The sequence below is a fragment of the Paenibacillus macerans genome (assembly GCF_900454495.1).
In the GTDB taxonomy this organism is placed as follows: Bacteria; Bacillota; Bacilli; order Paenibacillales; family Paenibacillaceae; genus Fontibacillus; species Fontibacillus macerans.
On sequence record NZ_UGSI01000001.1, the window covers coordinates 1,671,293 to 1,687,818 of the forward strand.

At 35.7% G+C, this 16,526-nt stretch carries 17 protein-coding genes; 5 read left to right on the forward strand and 12 right to left on the reverse strand.

Annotated features, from left to right (window positions below):
- Positions 1–628: 628 nt before the first annotated feature.
- The gene (locus DYE26_RS34095) at positions 629–919 is read left to right on the forward strand and encodes a hypothetical protein (RefSeq protein WP_227872988.1); all 291 of its coding nucleotides are present in this window, start codon (positions 629–631) and stop codon (positions 917–919) included.
- A 378-nt stretch (positions 920–1,297) separates the two neighbouring features.
- Here DYE26_RS34095 and DYE26_RS07670 read toward each other — a convergent pair whose 3' ends face one another.
- Positions 1,298–1,801, reverse strand: coding sequence for a hypothetical protein (locus tag DYE26_RS07670; protein WP_036623365.1), 504 nt, complete (start codon positions 1,799–1,801; stop codon positions 1,298–1,300).
- Positions 1,802–2,151: 350 nt separating this feature from the next.
- On the opposite strand from DYE26_RS07670, the gene DYE26_RS07675 reads away from it, so the two are divergent.
- Both DYE26_RS07675 and DYE26_RS07680 read left to right on the forward strand, forming a co-directional pair.
- A complete protein-coding gene (locus DYE26_RS07675; RefSeq protein WP_036623366.1) occupies positions 2,152–2,394 on the forward strand; it encodes a hypothetical protein in 243 nt (80 codons plus the stop codon).
- Position 2,395: 1 nt separating this feature from the next.
- Entirely contained in the window at positions 2,396–2,794 is a 399-nt protein-coding gene (locus tag DYE26_RS07680; protein WP_036623367.1) for a retropepsin-like aspartic protease, read from the forward strand.
- An 89-nt stretch (positions 2,795–2,883) separates the two neighbouring features.
- On the opposite strand, the gene DYE26_RS07685 is transcribed toward DYE26_RS07680, so the two are convergent.
- The 5 genes from DYE26_RS07685 to DYE26_RS07705 all read right to left on the reverse strand — a co-directional run bounded on the left by DYE26_RS07685 (position 2,884) and on the right by DYE26_RS07705 (position 8,061).
- A complete protein-coding gene (locus DYE26_RS07685) occupies positions 2,884–3,417 on the reverse strand; it encodes a TIR domain-containing protein (protein WP_051985469.1) in 534 nt (177 codons plus the stop codon).
- A 14-nt stretch (positions 3,418–3,431) separates the two neighbouring features.
- Positions 3,432–4,841, reverse strand: coding sequence for a hypothetical protein (locus tag DYE26_RS07690; protein ID WP_036623368.1), 1,410 nt, complete (start codon positions 4,839–4,841; stop codon positions 3,432–3,434).
- Between the two features lie 115 nt (positions 4,842–4,956).
- A complete protein-coding gene (locus DYE26_RS07695) occupies positions 4,957–5,565 on the reverse strand; it encodes a TIR domain-containing protein (protein WP_036623369.1) in 609 nt (202 codons plus the stop codon).
- A 52-nt stretch (positions 5,566–5,617) separates the two neighbouring features.
- Positions 5,618–7,489, reverse strand: coding sequence for an SLOG domain-containing protein (locus DYE26_RS07700; protein WP_036623370.1), 1,872 nt, complete (start codon positions 7,487–7,489; stop codon positions 5,618–5,620).
- Positions 7,490–7,509: 20 nt separating this feature from the next.
- Positions 7,510–8,061, reverse strand: coding sequence for a TIR domain-containing protein (locus tag DYE26_RS07705; protein ID WP_036623372.1), 552 nt, complete (start codon positions 8,059–8,061; stop codon positions 7,510–7,512).
- 535 nt (positions 8,062–8,596) lie between these two features.
- Here DYE26_RS07705 and DYE26_RS07710 point away from each other — a divergent pair.
- Both DYE26_RS07710 and DYE26_RS07715 read left to right on the forward strand, forming a co-directional pair.
- Positions 8,597–10,399: a DEAD/DEAH box helicase gene (locus DYE26_RS07710; RefSeq protein WP_036623374.1), complete on the forward strand. Its 1,803-nt coding sequence runs from the start codon at positions 8,597–8,599 to the stop codon at positions 10,397–10,399.
- Entirely contained in the window at positions 10,399–10,626 is a 228-nt protein-coding gene (locus DYE26_RS07715) for a hypothetical protein (protein WP_036623376.1), read from the forward strand. The genes DYE26_RS07710 and DYE26_RS07715 overlap by 1 nt, the downstream gene beginning before the upstream one ends.
- Positions 10,627–10,980: 354 nt before the next feature.
- On the opposite strand, the gene DYE26_RS07720 is transcribed toward DYE26_RS07715, so the two are convergent.
- The 6 genes from DYE26_RS07720 to DYE26_RS07745 all read right to left on the reverse strand — a co-directional run bounded on the left by DYE26_RS07720 (position 10,981) and on the right by DYE26_RS07745 (position 16,340).
- A complete protein-coding gene (locus DYE26_RS07720) occupies positions 10,981–11,514 on the reverse strand; it encodes a hypothetical protein (RefSeq protein ID WP_036623378.1) in 534 nt (177 codons plus the stop codon).
- A 227-nt stretch (positions 11,515–11,741) separates the two neighbouring features.
- Positions 11,742–12,764 carry a serine/threonine-protein kinase gene (locus DYE26_RS07725; RefSeq protein WP_036623380.1) on the reverse strand — a complete coding sequence of 341 codons (1,023 nt, stop codon included), beginning with the start codon at positions 12,762–12,764 and terminating at the stop codon, positions 11,742–11,744.
- Positions 12,764–13,237: a hypothetical protein gene (locus DYE26_RS07730; protein WP_036623382.1), complete on the reverse strand. Its 474-nt coding sequence runs from the start codon at positions 13,235–13,237 to the stop codon at positions 12,764–12,766. Before DYE26_RS07730 ends, DYE26_RS07725 begins: the two co-directional genes overlap by 1 nt.
- Before the next feature lie 378 nt (positions 13,238–13,615).
- On the reverse strand, positions 13,616–14,236 hold the full coding sequence (locus tag DYE26_RS07735; protein WP_036623384.1) for a hypothetical protein: 621 nt from the start codon (positions 14,234–14,236) through the stop codon (positions 13,616–13,618).
- 204 nt (positions 14,237–14,440) lie between these two features.
- Positions 14,441–15,226 (reverse strand): hypothetical protein, encoded by a 786-nt coding sequence (locus tag DYE26_RS07740; protein WP_036623386.1) that lies wholly within the window; start codon positions 15,224–15,226, stop codon positions 14,441–14,443.
- Between the two features lie 265 nt (positions 15,227–15,491).
- A complete protein-coding gene (locus DYE26_RS07745) occupies positions 15,492–16,340 on the reverse strand; it encodes an HNH endonuclease (protein ID WP_036623388.1) in 849 nt (282 codons plus the stop codon).
- Between the last annotated feature and the right edge of the window lie 186 nt (positions 16,341–16,526).

Genomic DNA, 16,526 nt, shown 5'->3' on the forward strand with positions numbered 1-16,526 from the left:
AACAGTTGAAAAACACCGGAAGGCCAAGGCTCCTACCCTATCATATTTGTTAACACTAATCCGATTGCATCATCTCGAACGTATATTATGAATTTGGAGAACTGCCCCGATCATGTTCATAAGGCTAATTTACTAATCTAGGTTAAGAAGCATCATGTCCCCGATGTTCAACCAGAACACAGACCAAAACCCGATCCAGCCGAAAAGCCCAGGGTTCGCCGGAAGCAAGGCAAGTTGCCCGCACTAGACGATGCGGGGTTCAAATCAGTGGTTGCACCTGAACCTCCAATGACTTCTCTGGAAATAGATCGCCCTTTATTACAAGCACAACTTTTATGATATATCAATTCACTTTTTGATAAGGCACTTCAACACCTTCATCGATAAATAATTGATTCTCAACATCAACATAACTCATCGTATTGCGTATCCAATAATACGATTCATCTATTTTATAAAGCGGCACAGACAACATATGGGATAGGCAACAAATTATTTCTTTTTCTTGATATTTTCAATACATTTTTTCCCTACTACAAAGCAGACTCCAAAAATAATGGCAAGAATAATAACGTAAAATAAAGTTCTCATATTTATTCCTTTTCCAAATTCGCAGTTGGCTGACATAATGCGTAAAGCTGATGCCGGTTTCTTTTTTAAACAAATTGCTAAAATAATTGGGCGTCACGTGGACATAGGCGGCAACCGTCTGCAAAGAGCACGTTTGTTGATAATTCCCCTCAATGTATTGCTTGGCCTTGACCACCACATTGTCCCGCTGCTCGTCCAGTCAGCGAACAAACAAGTTTACAAATTCACGGCATTTTTCTTTGGCTCAGGCCAACAGCTCCGGGACGGTCTGAATTTCAAGGATGTGCCCGGGATTCAGGGCCTCACCGGCGGCGGCTGCCGCTTGTAAATGTTTGAAATCGGACAACAAAATGCCCGAAAAAACGCTAACCAACGTGTAGACCTTCGTTTTGCAAGGCTGCAGCTCAAGCGCTGAGGCTTCCGCTAAATATTCCGCCAACCGCTGCTCCAATCTATTAGTTTAGGCAAATGGGGCCTCCTTAGATAATGCGCTCAAACAAGTTCTTACTGGAATTTCAGTAAGTTAATATCACGAACCCGAGAGGCTTAAGGCGAAAAAGTCGCCGGGCGGCTCCGCCACTTAGCCTTACAGGGTTGTTCGCCTGAATTCACTTCTACGTGATCCCTCGGGCAAAGCAAGTGGCGAATGCCCCGCTGCGTGAATACAGTGTTGGACGAAGGAACCGGCATCTTGAATTACATGAACTCATTTGTTATTTATTTCATCTTTTAAAATTTCTTCAGCAAATTCCTTCTTTAACTGTTCCATTTCTTCTTTTTTACTAAACAGAATTTCATTAAGAGTTTTTTTAGGTTTTACTGGTTTCTTACTACAATAATTCACTATTCCCTTTTTTAAGACCATAGAAGTAATTGGAACAGCAATTCCAAGTGAGACACTATATTTAGACGTTATTGCAGTAGTAATTCCAACAATAAGATCTCGAATATTACCTTCAATCAATTCACTCATCCAAGACTTGGGTTCTAGCGAGCTTGTATCACAACAAAGATCAAATAACTCATACTTAAAGGCTTCCCATAATTCAATTCCCATACCTATATAATCCGCTGAGAAGTGAACACCCTCTGGAGCATATTCATACATTAGGCCAATACCAAGATCAAAATAATAAGCTTCTTCTGTAACCTCATCATTGTTTAGAAATTTAATTATCTTATTGATCTGACTTTCACTAATAGAAACCATCTATGATCCCCTCTCATATGTACTTATAATTTCGGCTCTTTCATCTAACGTTTTTTTCCACGAAACCCCTCATATCCATAATTGAGTAAATCTCTGCACTCATATAATCTTCCATAATGGTATATTAGACGCAGTGCCTCCGAATCCCTTTTTGCCGATGGGGTCTTTTTATGATGCGGTCCATAAAGCTTAAAGTGTTTGAGGTTGCCTAGGCGACGTGAGTGAAAATCAATCGAAATAAGAAATGGTTAATCCTATTTCTTCTTGAACCAGGCGTCCCATTATCTACTATTTCTCAAAACATGATATAATTTTTATAAATGAAATACTAAGAACGGGGTGAATTTTAAATGCAGTGGCAAGAAGTTCGCACGATCTTTCCCGATCAATATGTTCTGCTTGAAATTCTCGATTCCCACACTGAAGATAACATACAATACGTTAAAGATGTGGCTATTGTTCGAGCCATTCAGGACCCTTCTGAGGCAACCAAAGAGCTCTTAAAATGCAAAGATAACAGCATCGTTTACCATACGGGCCAAGAAGAAATCGCTATCGAGCTGAGAAAACCACCATTCTATAGAGGCCGATAAAATGCGGATTGAATATATCGATAATCTGCTGCAAACCTCTATGACGCTTCACTATAAAGGACACTCTCTGACCGTCGGTCGTTTAGTCATTGATACCGGAGCTGCCCATTCTCTCCTCTCTTCCGATATTGCGGCACAAATCGGGATTCACTTTGAAAATGGAGACAAGCTTGTGCACAGTATTGGAATCGGCGGAGGCGAGTACTCTTTCCGGAAGCTTATCGATCAAGTTCAATTAGGTGATTACATTATGAACAATGCATATATTGATTTTGGTGTATTTCATGAGGATATCGATCAAATCAATGGCCTTATTGGGTTGGATGTTTTGAAGAGCGGCAAAATGATTATTGACCTGCATCAGATGGAAATGCATCCTGCAACACTTAGTTCCGATTAAAAAGGGGACGCGAGTTCTCCCGCGCCCCTTTTATTTAAGAATAATTTGATCAGACCATTAGAAAATACCAGCCTCTATCAATATTTAGTTTAGACCTCATTCAACTTCTTAACGATCACATCAGCCAATTGAACAGGACTATAGTCTTTTGCTTCCAAGAATCCATATCTGTCCGTAATTCCCGGAATTGATGTCTGATCCAAACAAACGGGCAATATGTATTCGCCATCCCTGTATTGCCGGTGCATAGCGCTATTGCGTTCGAGATTGCACCAAACCTTTTTTGTGTAAATTTCGGAAATAAACATTACGCAAAAAGCGGCGTGTTCACTAAACAATTGATCCAAGTACACAGATAAATCTTTTCCCCATAGGGATGCTTCTTCAAACTCATCATAAAATACCTTAATGTCTCTAGCTTTTAATTCTTTTGCAATGATCTCCACATAGCTTCGATCTTCTCCGGCATAGGATAAAGCAACGTCATATTTATGCTTTTGACTGTTGACTTTATCTGAAGTTTCTTGTTCGCTATGATAATTATTTACGTTCATATTTCCTATCGATACTACATTTCCATGAAATTTTCCGCCATTAATTACAACCCCTTTGTTCGTGTTCATATGCCCTCCTGTTCTTAGCTATTTTGAAATGCATTTTTCACCTGATTTATGAATTTGTTGGTTTGGCTCCCGACAGCAACTACATTTCCGTAGAACTCACCGCCATTTATCGTAACTCCTTTGTTTATAACCGTTTCTTTACGTTGTACAAACTCCGATATATCAACGCCTACGCTCTCCAGATATTCCACTATGCTATCTGTAAAACAACGTTCAATCTGCTTTTTATACATATCCATATCAGATTTTTGAAAGAAATTTTGCATTTTTTCATCTGCAGCCATTTCCCTAATACTTTCAATAGCGCCATAATCAAATTTTTGATTATCGTCTACCTGCTTAACTAGATCTTTCTTATCCTTCCAGCCTGCTAAAAAAGCCATGCCGCTCCGAACAGCTCGATAAGGAGCAAAGGGTAAATGAAAAAGAGCCGGTAATATCGATGTAAGCCCCATTTTAAGAATGCGTCCAAATGGAATCGAGGAACTAAACTTATCAATCTCATAATATTCAGATTTCAGTGGCGGTAAAGCGTAATAATTAGCTTCTACAAACAGATGCTTATCATTTTTACTCACTCTAAAAAATGAGGAAAATACGAGATTTCCTTGCCACCCAACCACTTGAACCGTCTGATAATAACGAACATTTTCATCCTGCAATTCTTTGTACTCGTCGATCAGCGATTCCGTTACATCAGAATGAGGGGAACGATAGGGGTCGAAAAGAAATCGGCCATCTTCCCGTATTTCTCTCCCATTTACATAAAGCATATCTTTAACCGTGAGATTCGGAATTAGCAGCGACTCCATATTCCTGCGAATATGATCGTATAAAGTGTATAAAGAGAAGATTCCCTGGTCTGTTCCTGCGTCTTCTTTTTTTTCAATGCTGCAAACAAACGACCACCCATCCACTTGGTTTCCCGAACCTACAAATGGATTGTATCCACTATAATATACAACATTACCATCTTGAAGTTTTTCCAAGTCTTGAATACGATTTTCGTATTTGGATTCAATCAGGGATTTAGCCTCGCTCTGATTATCAAATTTTTTCAAATCTTTCGCGACGATTCGATATCCTATAAATAAATTAGCCCATCTTAGTAAAAACGATATTAGCCAAGGAAACGTAAAAAGTGCCAGCACAAAGTGTAAAATTCCAAATAAAACACCAAAGGATTTAATAGAGAAAAATAGAGTCCACAGAAGGACAAGAGACAATGAAGTTTCCACTATAAAATCCCTCATCTGCGCTCTTAAACAGTGTCTGGCAACAAGAGGAACGTCAACTCCATATGAAGGTGCTATATACCGAATGGTATTGTCAATAATTTGTTCAAATACTTTTGTTCTGAATTTAGAACTAATTTGCGCTGCTGCACATAAGTATCTTGTGATATCATAGTGTGGTTTTTTCAATATGAATCCTCCACTCTTTCTGTGATCTTCTTAAATGTTTCTCAAGTTAACACAACATAAAATGACTGAAGGTTATAATTTTATATTGTGTAATGGTTGTAAGTCTCTTTCCCCATTATCTTGTTCTTGTAATCTTATAATTTCCAAGCCTTTTACTTTTTTCATACGCATTATCAATATATTTATTAGGAGCTGCCAAGAAAACCTCTTCATTAATTAATGAAATGTATGAACCAGTAAGAGCATCTATAGTTTGGCATATTTCACATACATACTCCTTTGGATTTTGATTAAATCGATTATTAATAATAATGTCATAGAGATATTGATCATTCGTTTGAGTTGATCTATGCCCATCGTAATTTACAACCGTTGGCCTAAGCCAAGAATAGTCTCCATTAAATCTCATAACAACCCCGAGAACGCCATTTGTTCCTGATGTTCTGTCCCCTCGCTTGATTTGCTTTAATGAATATTCTATCTCCCAGTCAATCCATTTACTCTTTTTGATATTAGGAGAAATTACAACTATTGTTACTGATGTAGAATAAATCATATCCTTTAACTTCTCTTTAATATAATCAGTAGTTTGATCAGAAATATCAGGGGACTCACTGGTTTCACCTTGATAGTATCTTGCGTCTTCTCCCAAAGACTCTACAATTCGGTCCCTAAGATCACTAGCCTCAGAGTATTTATATGAGATAAAAGTTTTATATGCCATATTTCTACCTCTCTTTCTTAAAAAGAAAAGTTAAAAGCTCTTCCAACAAAAATCAAAAACCTAATGATTGAAGAATCTCATCTGCTAACGATCTGTAATCTAAACTTGTAAGTAACTTTTTATTCTGTTCTTCAGTTAAACTATTAATTGAATTATGTCCTTTTTCGATCATTTCTTTAGCCAATTCTGAGGAACGTCCACCTACAGAACCGATGATAAATACAGGTATCCCTTTCTGCTGAGCCATTTCCAATTCCTCATCGATTCCTGGCTTAATATGTTTGTGTTGCTTACCGCCAATTAAAACAATACCAGCTGCATCTTCATCTGAAATCATTGCTTGCCGCATAGCGGTTAGACTCTCTGCTCGATCATCGTTTATATTCTCAGTTGCAAATACGGTTGCTTGACTAGTTAACTCATTGACTGTAGCTTGAGTAACAAAATATTTCGAAATATACATATGTACAGCATTTATATAGTCATTCGGGCGATGTCTTCTTGCCAATTCAAGAATCATATGTTGAAAAGTTGGGTGGCTTCCGAAAATAATAGTTCCATCCTTATCTAATACAGCTTTAGCAAAGGAGTATACCGCATCAGTCAATTGTTTCTGGAATTCTGGCTCATAATCCGGGAATGCTCCCGAAATAATAATTCCTTTTTTTGGTGCTTGTATTTTGTCTGATAAAAAATATTTTTGAAGAGACGTTACATATTCATCTATTGAATCAACACAGATTGGCCCACTAACAGTAAAAGAATCAAAAGATTTATTCGGCCCTAAAAGTAAACCAGAATCAAAGTGATAACCTAAAGCGGGGTGTGGTTGATAACCTAATTCTGAAAGTAATGGTTCAAAAGCGTTTTTGTCCACATCTTTAGGATTACGGCCAAATAATTGAAAAATATGACTTAATGGACGCTGATAATACTGAAATTCTTTTAACTTCCTAGGAATCTCCACTTGATAGACCATATTTTTTTTGTGAATAGGGATTAGTTTGATCCTTTTAGAACTGGCAATTTGTTGTAGGCGATTAAAATGATCTATAACAGTCATACCGTTATTTCTGCTAATCTGAAAAGCTTTATGAATTATATCATCAATAATATTATGAGACCCTTCTAGATCAATTTTATCCAAATTCTCTAAACTAAAATGAGGGCTCTCTCCCGGTAGAACATCCAGATAAGCTCTTTCAGAGTTGGGCCCTAACTTAACCCAAACTATAGGTATATTCAAACCTAAGGCAATTTGTAATTCTCTCTTTACCCACTTTGATTCACCACATCGAGGAGTATCAATGAATATAACAGCATCGCTGTTGTACAGGTTCTTTTCTATTTCTTCCTGGGCATCTTGTCCTACACTTATACTAATTAAATCTCTAAAAACCTCTACTTCATTAGCACGTCTTCTAAACTCATTATAAAATTCTGAAGCTATTTCTTCGCCATCAATGCGTCGATGACTAATGAAAAGATTCATTCGCTCTACCGACATAGTTGGCTGGATTTTAGACATGATTAACCGAACAAGAGCAAAAGCAACTGTATCTATATTCTTATCAGTCAGTCTTCTTTGCCTTAATTGATCAACCACCTCAAAACTCTGAAGGTGAGAAATCAGTGAGGCAGGTGTTCTTGTTTGCTCATATAATGATACTGCAATGATCTCACATCCTATTTCCAAGGCATTACTTAGAAGAAGCAAAATATTTTCTGAATACTCCTGACCTTGGTTGTTGAAGATAACCAGTACATCATCTGATTGCAATGAAACTTCATGAAGATGCATTGCAGTTTTGAGACTTCGAACATCTATATAATCTTCTAGTTCGGAACGCAACAAATAGTAAAATGTATCTGCTAGCGTATCATCACCGATTGTAAGATTTGGATTGATTAATACTGCTCCCATATAAACCCTCCATTATAAGATTAATTTTCCAGCCATGACTTATAGGTTTTATATGTGCGATTTAAGCATCTAATGAAAATTTGACCATTCACATTATCAGCATAGTCATATAAACCCAAATATTCTTGCCCTTCATATCCGTTTTTAGCTGTTGAAGTTGTAATAGGTAAGATGGCTACTTTATTTTTCAATTCATCGAAATAACCCAGTTCCCAGGGCATCCATTTAGATTCGGACGAATTATCAGAAGTTGCAAAAAATAAACTTTTGCAATTCTTCATTCTTTGTCTTAGTTGGTTTGCTGTTGCTGCATTCACATTATTTCTACTTAGTTGTCTATCATCAATCCAATCAACATAAACTGCATAATTCATATCTTCAAGAGTCTTTTTTAATCCTAAGATCACTTTTGCATCAAGAAAACTATGAGATAAAAAAATGTCATATATTTTTACAGAACTAAAGGCAAGGTAACTTTCACTCAATATATTTCCAGGAGTTTTTGAATTATAACTTTTTTGTAGTTCCAAATTGGCACGACTGATAAGTGCGTCTCTTGTAAAAAGCGCCATATAAACTCCTCACTTCCGTTAGATTATTGGTTCTATGTAACTAGGACAAATTACATGATTATTATAATTCCCTATATATGTCGAATGTTGTTACTTTATGTCCTCTTCAAATATTTAATAATTAACCTAGCAATCTGGCCATTGCTGGCGAAAGCATTGTAGGTGGTGCCTTATAGGAGCTTGAGGATGTATAGTCTTTTTCCATGTGTCTGTTTATTTTGCTGTTTATTGCGTGGAATGCGAAAAGGTATGGATACAATGAGAGCCCATGATAAATAGGTCAGTAATAACGTTATTCACCAAAAGGCTTCAAATAACCACGCACGTGGAAATGGCATGTCTCCCCCAGCCGGCCCTTTCCTACACTGTCACTTCAATCACTTTTTTCCCAAAACCAAAACTTTTCACATCTCTATCTAGTGAATAGATTATAGGAATATTTTCCTGTATAATAAGGGAAATAAAAGAGATTGAACGAATACTGGTTTATTTAGTCGTTTTTTTGAATAAAAGTTAATACGAGGAGGGAGTAAATTTGCCGAGTATATTTGAAACAAGAGAACCTAATATCTCAAGTAATAATTGTCTAAGGATTCCTCAGAGAGAAGCTTTTGAAAGTATTGAAGAGTATTATTCCCAAGACGGTTATGATAGAGAATCTGCGATAATCTTACCAGTAGGTTGTGGTAAATCAGGACTTATAACATTAACACCATTTGCAGTTAAATCTAAAAAAACACTGGTTATTGCCCCTGGTTTAAATATTGCATCTCAATTATATAAAGATTTCGATCCTACTCAGGAAGGAATGTTTTACGCTAAATGTCTTGTGCTGAATGGAGCTCCATATCCAGAACCAGCCGAAATACGAGGTAACTCAACAAATCGATCAGACTTAGACGAGGCAGAAGTTGTCATCACTAATATCCAGCAACTCCAAGGCTCAAATAATCGGTGGCTAACATCACTTCCATCTGATTTCTTTGATTTGATCTTAGTTGATGAGGCTCATCATAACGTAGCAGAAAGCTGGAACATTCTTCGCCATACATTCCCTGAAGCCAAAATTGTAAACTATAGTGCAACACCGAGACGAGCTGATGGACAGATAATGTCTGGACAGATAATTTATACATTTCCTTTAGTCAGAGCAATTGAAGAAGGCTATGTTAAGCGTTTGAAAGCAATTGTGCTTAACCCAAAAACATTAAAATATGTCCGTCAGGAAGACGAGCAAGAGATAGAAGTAAACCTTGAAGAAGTTAAACGTTTAGGCGAAACAGATTCTGATTTTAGACGTAGTATTGTTACATCTCAAGAAACTTTGTATACAATTGTTGATGCATCAATTCGAGCCCTTAACCGTAATAGAGAACAATCTGGTAGTATGAATCACAAAATCATTGCTTCCGCACTTAACCGACAGCACTGTATTCAAATCATGGAAGCTTACCGTGCAAGGGGTATGCGAGCAGCGTACGTTCATAGTTTACAAGACAAAGCAGAAAACGACCGTGTGCTTAACCAATTAAAAAATAATCAGTTAGATGTAATTGTTCAAGTAAGAAAGTTGGGAGAAGGGTTTGACCATCCATTTCTGAGCGTCGCTGCAATATTCAGTGTCTTTAATGAACTATCGCCTTTTATACAGTTTGTCGGAAGAATTATGCGGGCGATCGACCAAAATGCACCTGAAAGTTTAAATAATCAAGGGACGGTTGTTTTCCATGCAGGATCAAATGTCGCACGTCTCTGGGGGGATTTTCAAGATTTTAGTCAAGCCGATCGTGAATTTTTTGATCAGCTATTACCTATGGAAGGCCTAGACTTTACAAGCTCTGATGAGATTGTTATTGAACCAGAAACTGTCCTTAAAGATAGACGAGTAAATCAAGTTGAAATTAGAGGTCAAGAAGGGATTTCTGTTCTAGAGGTACCTTTAATTCTAGAGGATGATGAAGTAAAAAGAGCTTTGAAACTTTTAAAATCTAAGGGTGTAACACTTGAAGATATTCAAGTTGCCTATGAACATCAGCCAATATATACAACCAGACAACGAGAGCGTCAAGCTGCAAGACTGGCATTAGATGAAACAGTACGAAATGAAATTGGATTTGTCCTGAGACAGCAAAATTTGAATCCTCAAGGTCGTGATTTAGACCGTAAGCGACTTGGCAAATCCAACTTTGTAATACTTAAATCTGCTGTAGATAAGAAAATAAACAAATTTGTCGGCAAGAGCACTGGAAAGCGCCATGAGTTTTCTAGAGAAGAACTAGATTCTATTAGAAGTAATCTTGAAAGTATTATCTATGAAGCGCTTCAGGAGGTTTTATAATGCCCCGACCTAAATCATTAGTTAAATCCATTGAAGTTGATATGGCGAAAAGGGCGCATAGCTGTCAGCATGTTCCTTCACACCGTATTCTAAGTGGTGAGAAGCGTTTAAAACTAAAAGTAGATAGAACATATGAGCACTTTTGTACTGAGTGCGCTCTAAAAATGATTGATTCTGACATTGAAAAACTTCAAAGCATTAAGGAACAAATAACACAAAAAGAATAAGCTAATGAATTAAAAATCAAATTTATTATGTTTAAAGCGCCTCATCGCTGAGGCGCTTTTGTTACTGGTTGTTATAAACAGTTTAAAAGTACGGAAACGACGGAGGCTCGCTTGTTGTAAGCAAAGTATATTATTTAATAATATTTTGCTTCTTTTGTAATTATCTACTGAAGGCAATATTAATATAGGAAAAAACTTCATCGTCCTCTAAATAATATTTAAGGTTTTCCACTTTACCTACGAAAAGGATAGATTGAATTTAAGTTTTGTTCTCTAAGGTATTCTTCAGCCCACGCTACACTAGCTCTAATAACCTCTTTTATTCGACCTACCTCTTGAAATAACATTTATATTTCATCCGCTAGAATTAAGCTTGCTTTGATAGTTATCTATTAAATTCATACCTGTTATACTTTTAATATGATGTTTGACTTCTTCAATTTTATTAATTATAGAGTTAGATATTTTCTCAACTTGAGAAAGCCAAATGTCTTCTTCTCCTGTAACAAAGAGGGCAACATTGATTGCAGAGGAAGAAATTGATAAAACTTCTTTCAGCTCTTCTATTGTCTTATTATGCAACCATATTTCATTTTCTTCGAAGATTTGATTAAACTTCTCAAGTTCAGTTAATGGTCCAAAATTCTGTGTATCTTCATGCTCAACGAATTCATTTCCATATTCAACAAATTTTCTAAAGTAACTTTGATATTGAATTAATGCTTTATATATTATGGCGTAAACGCTTTGCCTCTGGGTATAGTTAGCCATCAGATATCTTTCGGTTTCGTCCTTCTTTCTTTTAAAGTATGACGAGACCTCGCTTAAGATAAATCCTAATATAGTACCTCCAATACCAATTATTGAAGTGAGAATTTCAGTTTTCATTTATGATTTCATTCCTTTCGATGATTTCACATTATCGTTCTGGTATTCACTAAATAACCCAGCCTTAGATAGCTCTATCTTAGACTGGGTCGTTTAGTGTCTGCACTCTCCCCCTATGATTAACCATCTCACACCAAAGGGGGGTTACCTCACAATGTGAATACACATTATTCGAAATAATTGACTACTGAGAAATAACTATAGCTAAAATCTAATCCTACGTTAAATTACAACTCAGAAGTTAATATTTTACTGAGACGTTTGTTCATCTCTTTGGCAGAAACTTTGTCAGAACATAATTTTGTAATTTTTCTTAACTTATTTATTCCCTTAAAAGTAATTATTGTATATTCATTACTAAATATGCTTTTTGAAACTTCAACACGATATTTATAAGTACTATCCTTTCCTTCCCATATTTGTTTCCTAGTATTACTGCTTTGTATCTCCCAATCAATGGGTATTATTAAACTATTAAGGTCAGCTCTAAGTGCATGTGCAGTCTGGTATCTAGAATTTGGGTCAACATCGAGTGCTTTATTAATGATTAATCTTAATTTCTTTGGTACATCTGGTGAATACATATCCCTTGGTGGGAAATCACCTGCCAAAATACTGTACCCAATTGTATGCCTATCAAAGGAACTTATAAAATTATCACCGTTTACTAGCCGATACAACGTTAACCCTATCGCAAAAATGTCTGACCTTTTCGTAAATTCTTTATTTCTAAGTACTTCTGGTGCCTTATGATAAACATAGCCAAATCCCGAACTATATTTACCTAATTCATCCAGCTCTGTTGTTAATCCAAAATCTGAGAGCTTAGCTGTACCGGAACTATCAAGAAGAATGTTACTTGGTTTAATATCACGATGTATAAAGTTTTTATTATGTATATATTGCAAACCATGTAACGCATCAACAGTAATTTTTATTGCCTTTTTAATTGGTAATCTACCTTTATCATCAATTATCTTTTGAACGGAGCCCCCGATAAGGAATTCCATAGTGATATATAGTTTATTATTTTTTATAAAAGCATCGTAAATTTCTGTAACATTTGCATGCTCCAATTTATGTTGAACGCGAGCCTCAAGGTTTGCTTTATCCCCCAACTTACTAATATCGTTAACAATCTTAACTGCCTCTACCCTATCTACAATTTTGTTATGCGCTTTAAATACACTACCAAAATTTCCATTTCCAAGTTTTCCTAATTCCTCATATTTGTCACCAATGTCCTTCATTACAATCCCGCCCAAGCACAAAGGATAGCATCTTTAATATTATCATCTTTTAATGTCAATCCAAATAATTCATCAATCTTCTCAAATTGGAAACTCTTACTTTTTTGTTCCATTCTTAGTCTAGTTTTTGTATGTGCGTAGAGCACTTTATCAACATAAAATTTGTTAACGAAACAAGTCTCCAGTACAACACCTTCGATCTCACCTCTTTGAGCCGATGCTTGTACAGGAATTTTATGTCTACTAGTTTCCTGATCTTTGACTAAAACAACGTCTGGCTTATATTTTAAAAGTAATTGTTCAAAATCTCGTTTTAAATTATATAACGCCTCTGCTCTACTTTCGGCAGTTTTAGGAGAACTCAAAATGATTTTCACCCTTGCCTCATCAGTAATAACAGGGGAATCTATGGAACCTTCCAGAATTGCTACGTATATTTCATCTTTTGTGCATCTAACACCAAATGCGGGCAATGTTATTTCCTCCCTCACGTTATTTTATCCTAGTCCTAATGTACCATGTATTTTCTTTTAGAGAAATACTATGCTTTATTATTTATGGATTGATTTTTACGGAGTCACGGTAGAGATATCCGTTGCCCGACACCCCCCACACAGATCCCGGCGTGCGTATTTTCCGCCCGGGCTCCTCAAGGATACTCACTTCCGTACTTCCGGCCTTAGAAATCAAAATGAAGCTGAATATGTTTCGATTCTACGATATGCGGTTTCTCCACGGCATACCTTCTTAGGCAGTTTTTTATGAGTTTTTCTCATGACTATACATTAAAAAACCAAGTGGCTTTAGCCCCTTAGTTTTTTAATGTATCAGTTAACTCTATACTTATAGATTCAATTAACACTCTTTATTCTGTACTTATTAATCTCTTTTGTGTTTTTATAAATAGCAGTTATGTAGCTAATATCGATCCCTTCAATAATTTTATCGAGTAGTCCTTTCTTTAAGCCATCCTTCATTAATGACTTTGAAAAATCATTGATAGAAACTACTTCTTTTGCGATCTCGAAAATTCTTTCAAACATCTCACCTACTTGCTTTATATCAGACCCATTCGAATCTAGTTCTATTATTATCCTTTTTGTCCTATTAAAATTCCCTCTATCATATTCCATTAAAATTAGCACTGGATTATACGGGTAGTCTATTTTAAAATCTACCTCTAATTTATCTAGGAAATTTAGATAGGTATCTCTATTAAAATAAAAATCTTTTTGTTTTATTGTTATTTTTTCATCATTGTTGAAGAGATCCTCCTCTAAATATCCAGGTAAATAAAAATTAATATATTGATCTGATTTATAATCAAATCTTTCGATATAATTCAAGATATATTCTTTACATTTCTGCTGATGAAAGTCAGCCACCAATAAACCAAAGATAACCGGGATTTCATTATTCTCACGACGTTTAATTTCATAGACTAATCTTTCATATTGCCCTAGTGGCCACATGGTATCACCTATTCTTTCACAGATATATTGTTTACTCAAAAAAGTAATTTAACTTTCGCTTACTTCAAATATTGACAAACCCAGAAGGCCTAAAGTTACTGGGTAGAAGACTTAGCTTTGCAAGGTTGATCACCTGATTCCACTTCCTATCTTCTTATCTTTTGGCAATCCAAGAGCTAAATAGCCCGCAGCGTGAATACGTTGTTATACGATGTCATCCCTTCTTACGAGAAGTCCTCGATAGTGTTGTAATAAATCTTTAGAAATCTCTCCAATTTCTAACCTATTAGCAACTACTATTGCTGGTAAATAGTTCTCATAATCAAGATGTTCTAGTATTAATTTTCTCTTTTGAGTCTTTGAACATTTAGAATAATATATCGCCCACATAATAGTTGTATTATCTTCTTGAACAAAGCTAGGAACTTCCTCTTCAATTAATATTCCAATGATCTCAGAAATTCGATCTCGAAGTTCACCAGACTTTAGAACATTACGTGCCCAATTGCTCACCCGTTCATTTCTTACTGGGTACCTTAGTAATCTATTAGCAATATGTTCGGACTCTTGATAGTTGTCAATTAACCACTTTATACACTCATCATTCAATATGTGATCTTTTATGTATGTGCTTACAGCCCATTGTACCTCTTCACTTCCAACCAGAATAAAATGCCGATATAGATAGAATAAATTCTCTAGTAACTCTTTACTGTAAGCCTCATCAGAACTTCGATTTTTAATTATTCTTTTTAGAACCTTCAAACATTCGACTCTGCGAAATCTTCTGTTAGCAGCGATATCCTCAACTATAATACCTACGATGTACTCAATTGACTTGTTATCGAATGAAACAGCCTTTAACAGATGGCGTTCAGTGAATATATCTGCTGTTGTATTCACGAATTTCTTAAGGTATTTCTCGGGTGAGAAATGCATTCGAATCCGTTCAAGTTGATGTATATGTTGCTCTAGATCATTAGCATCCATGTTTCTACCCCCAGAATATAAAGGATGATGTCGTCGTTCTTGTATTCACGAACCCTCACCAACTTAGATAGCTCCTATCTTAGTCGGTGAGGGTTGTCTGCGAGGCTTAAAGGAGAGAAGCGACTGGGTACGGCGGACTACACCTCGCAGGGTTGTAAGCTGAATCTACTTTTCTGCCTCCCTCTTCTAGCAAACCAAGGGTAAAGCCCTCAACTTATATACTTTGTTATATGACGGTGTCTTTGAGTAGGCCCTAAAAAGATTCTTATTCATTTACCATATTCCATAATGGTATGTCATATTGTGAAGTTTCACTGCTACGGTTTAATTTTAATAAATTACATTCGTTACAGAGTATTTGTAAGTTAGAAGGATCATTGTTCCCATATTTAGATAACGGGACTATATGATCTATCTCAAAATTAATCCCTAGATTATAACTACCTGTTAGGTCCTTTCTACACAGCGTACATACTCCTTTATCTCTGAAGAAAATCCCCCTCTTCAACCAGGAATTCCAATACGAAGTTCTTAATAGTTTTCTATCTTTATCTAAGTATTCAAGCGGTACCCTATCAATGTGCTTCTGTATGTATGTTGCGAAAAATTCATTTAAATCACGTAAAAATATCTTATTAATCATTAAAACATGAAAAGTCGAATTAATAAGTAATGGTTGAGCCTCAATGCGTTTAACTTCTAAAGTATTTATGTAATAATCGACATAATTGAACTCATCACATTCATCTAATACTTCTGCTTCATCTATAATTTTAAAATCAGGAAACCTAATTCCTATGTCAATTCCTGTATTTGAAATCATATTACTCATATATTCAAGGAACATTTCATAATCATCCCAATCCACATTCTTCAAAATCTCTCTGATGCCGTCACCATAGATTAAATCATCAAAATATTTTATAAGCATATGAAGAACAGTAAATTTTTGAGGATTAACAAACTTTACTATTATTTCATCGAAGTTATCCTCAATAAAATCATTCATATAATCATAATCTGTGGCGCTATCTCCATAAAATTCACTAATGATACGTCCAGCCAGTATTGTAGCATCATGATAACCAATCTTTGTATGTTTTACATTCTTCATTAAAATACCTCATTGTATAATTATTCTTCTGCACTGTCATATAACATAGTATCCACGAATTCGTATATTTTCTGCATTAAGTTGAATATACGAATACTCTTTTAGATTAGTCCAGATTACCTATAGTCATATTTTACAACAAATTGGAATAATATTACGAATGAATAATTTTCTGCTCTAAAATAA

What these genes read in the sequence shown, in the direction of transcription:
- DYE26_RS07705 (WP_036623372.1), bottom strand. Translation starts at nt 8,061, where the DNA reads ATGGCGCTTTTTACAAGAGACGCACTTATCAGTCGTGCCAATTTGGAA.
- DYE26_RS07700 (WP_036623370.1), bottom strand. Translation starts at nt 7,489, where the DNA reads ATGGGAGCAGTATTAATCAATCCAAATCTTACAATCGGTGATGATACG.
- DYE26_RS07685 (WP_051985469.1), bottom strand. Translation starts at nt 3,417, where the DNA reads ATGAACACGAACAAAGGGGTTGTAATTAATGGCGGAAAATTTCATGGA.
- DYE26_RS07675 (WP_036623366.1), top strand. Translation starts at nt 2,152, where the DNA reads ATGCAGTGGCAAGAAGTTCGCACGATCTTTCCCGATCAATATGTTCTG.
- DYE26_RS07740 (WP_036623386.1), bottom strand. Translation starts at nt 15,226, where the DNA reads ATGGATGCTAATGATCTAGAGCAACATATACATCAACTTGAACGGATT.
- DYE26_RS07695 (WP_036623369.1), bottom strand. Translation starts at nt 5,565, where the DNA reads ATGGCATATAAAACTTTTATCTCATATAAATACTCTGAGGCTAGTGAT.
- DYE26_RS07680 (WP_036623367.1), top strand. Translation starts at nt 2,396, where the DNA reads ATGCGGATTGAATATATCGATAATCTGCTGCAAACCTCTATGACGCTT.
- DYE26_RS07745 (WP_036623388.1), bottom strand. Translation starts at nt 16,340, where the DNA reads ATGAAGAATGTAAAACATACAAAGATTGGTTATCATGATGCTACAATA.
- DYE26_RS07735 (WP_036623384.1), bottom strand. Translation starts at nt 14,236, where the DNA reads ATGTGGCCACTAGGGCAATATGAAAGATTAGTCTATGAAATTAAACGT.
- DYE26_RS07715 (WP_036623376.1), top strand. Translation starts at nt 10,399, where the DNA reads ATGCCCCGACCTAAATCATTAGTTAAATCCATTGAAGTTGATATGGCG.
- DYE26_RS34095 (WP_227872988.1), top strand. Translation starts at nt 629, where the DNA reads ATGCGTAAAGCTGATGCCGGTTTCTTTTTTAAACAAATTGCTAAAATA.
- DYE26_RS07720 (WP_036623378.1), bottom strand. Translation starts at nt 11,514, where the DNA reads ATGAAAACTGAAATTCTCACTTCAATAATTGGTATTGGAGGTACTATA.
- DYE26_RS07725 (WP_036623380.1), bottom strand. Translation starts at nt 12,764, where the DNA reads ATGAAGGACATTGGTGACAAATATGAGGAATTAGGAAAACTTGGAAAT.
- DYE26_RS07670 (WP_036623365.1), bottom strand. Translation starts at nt 1,801, where the DNA reads ATGGTTTCTATTAGTGAAAGTCAGATCAATAAGATAATTAAATTTCTA.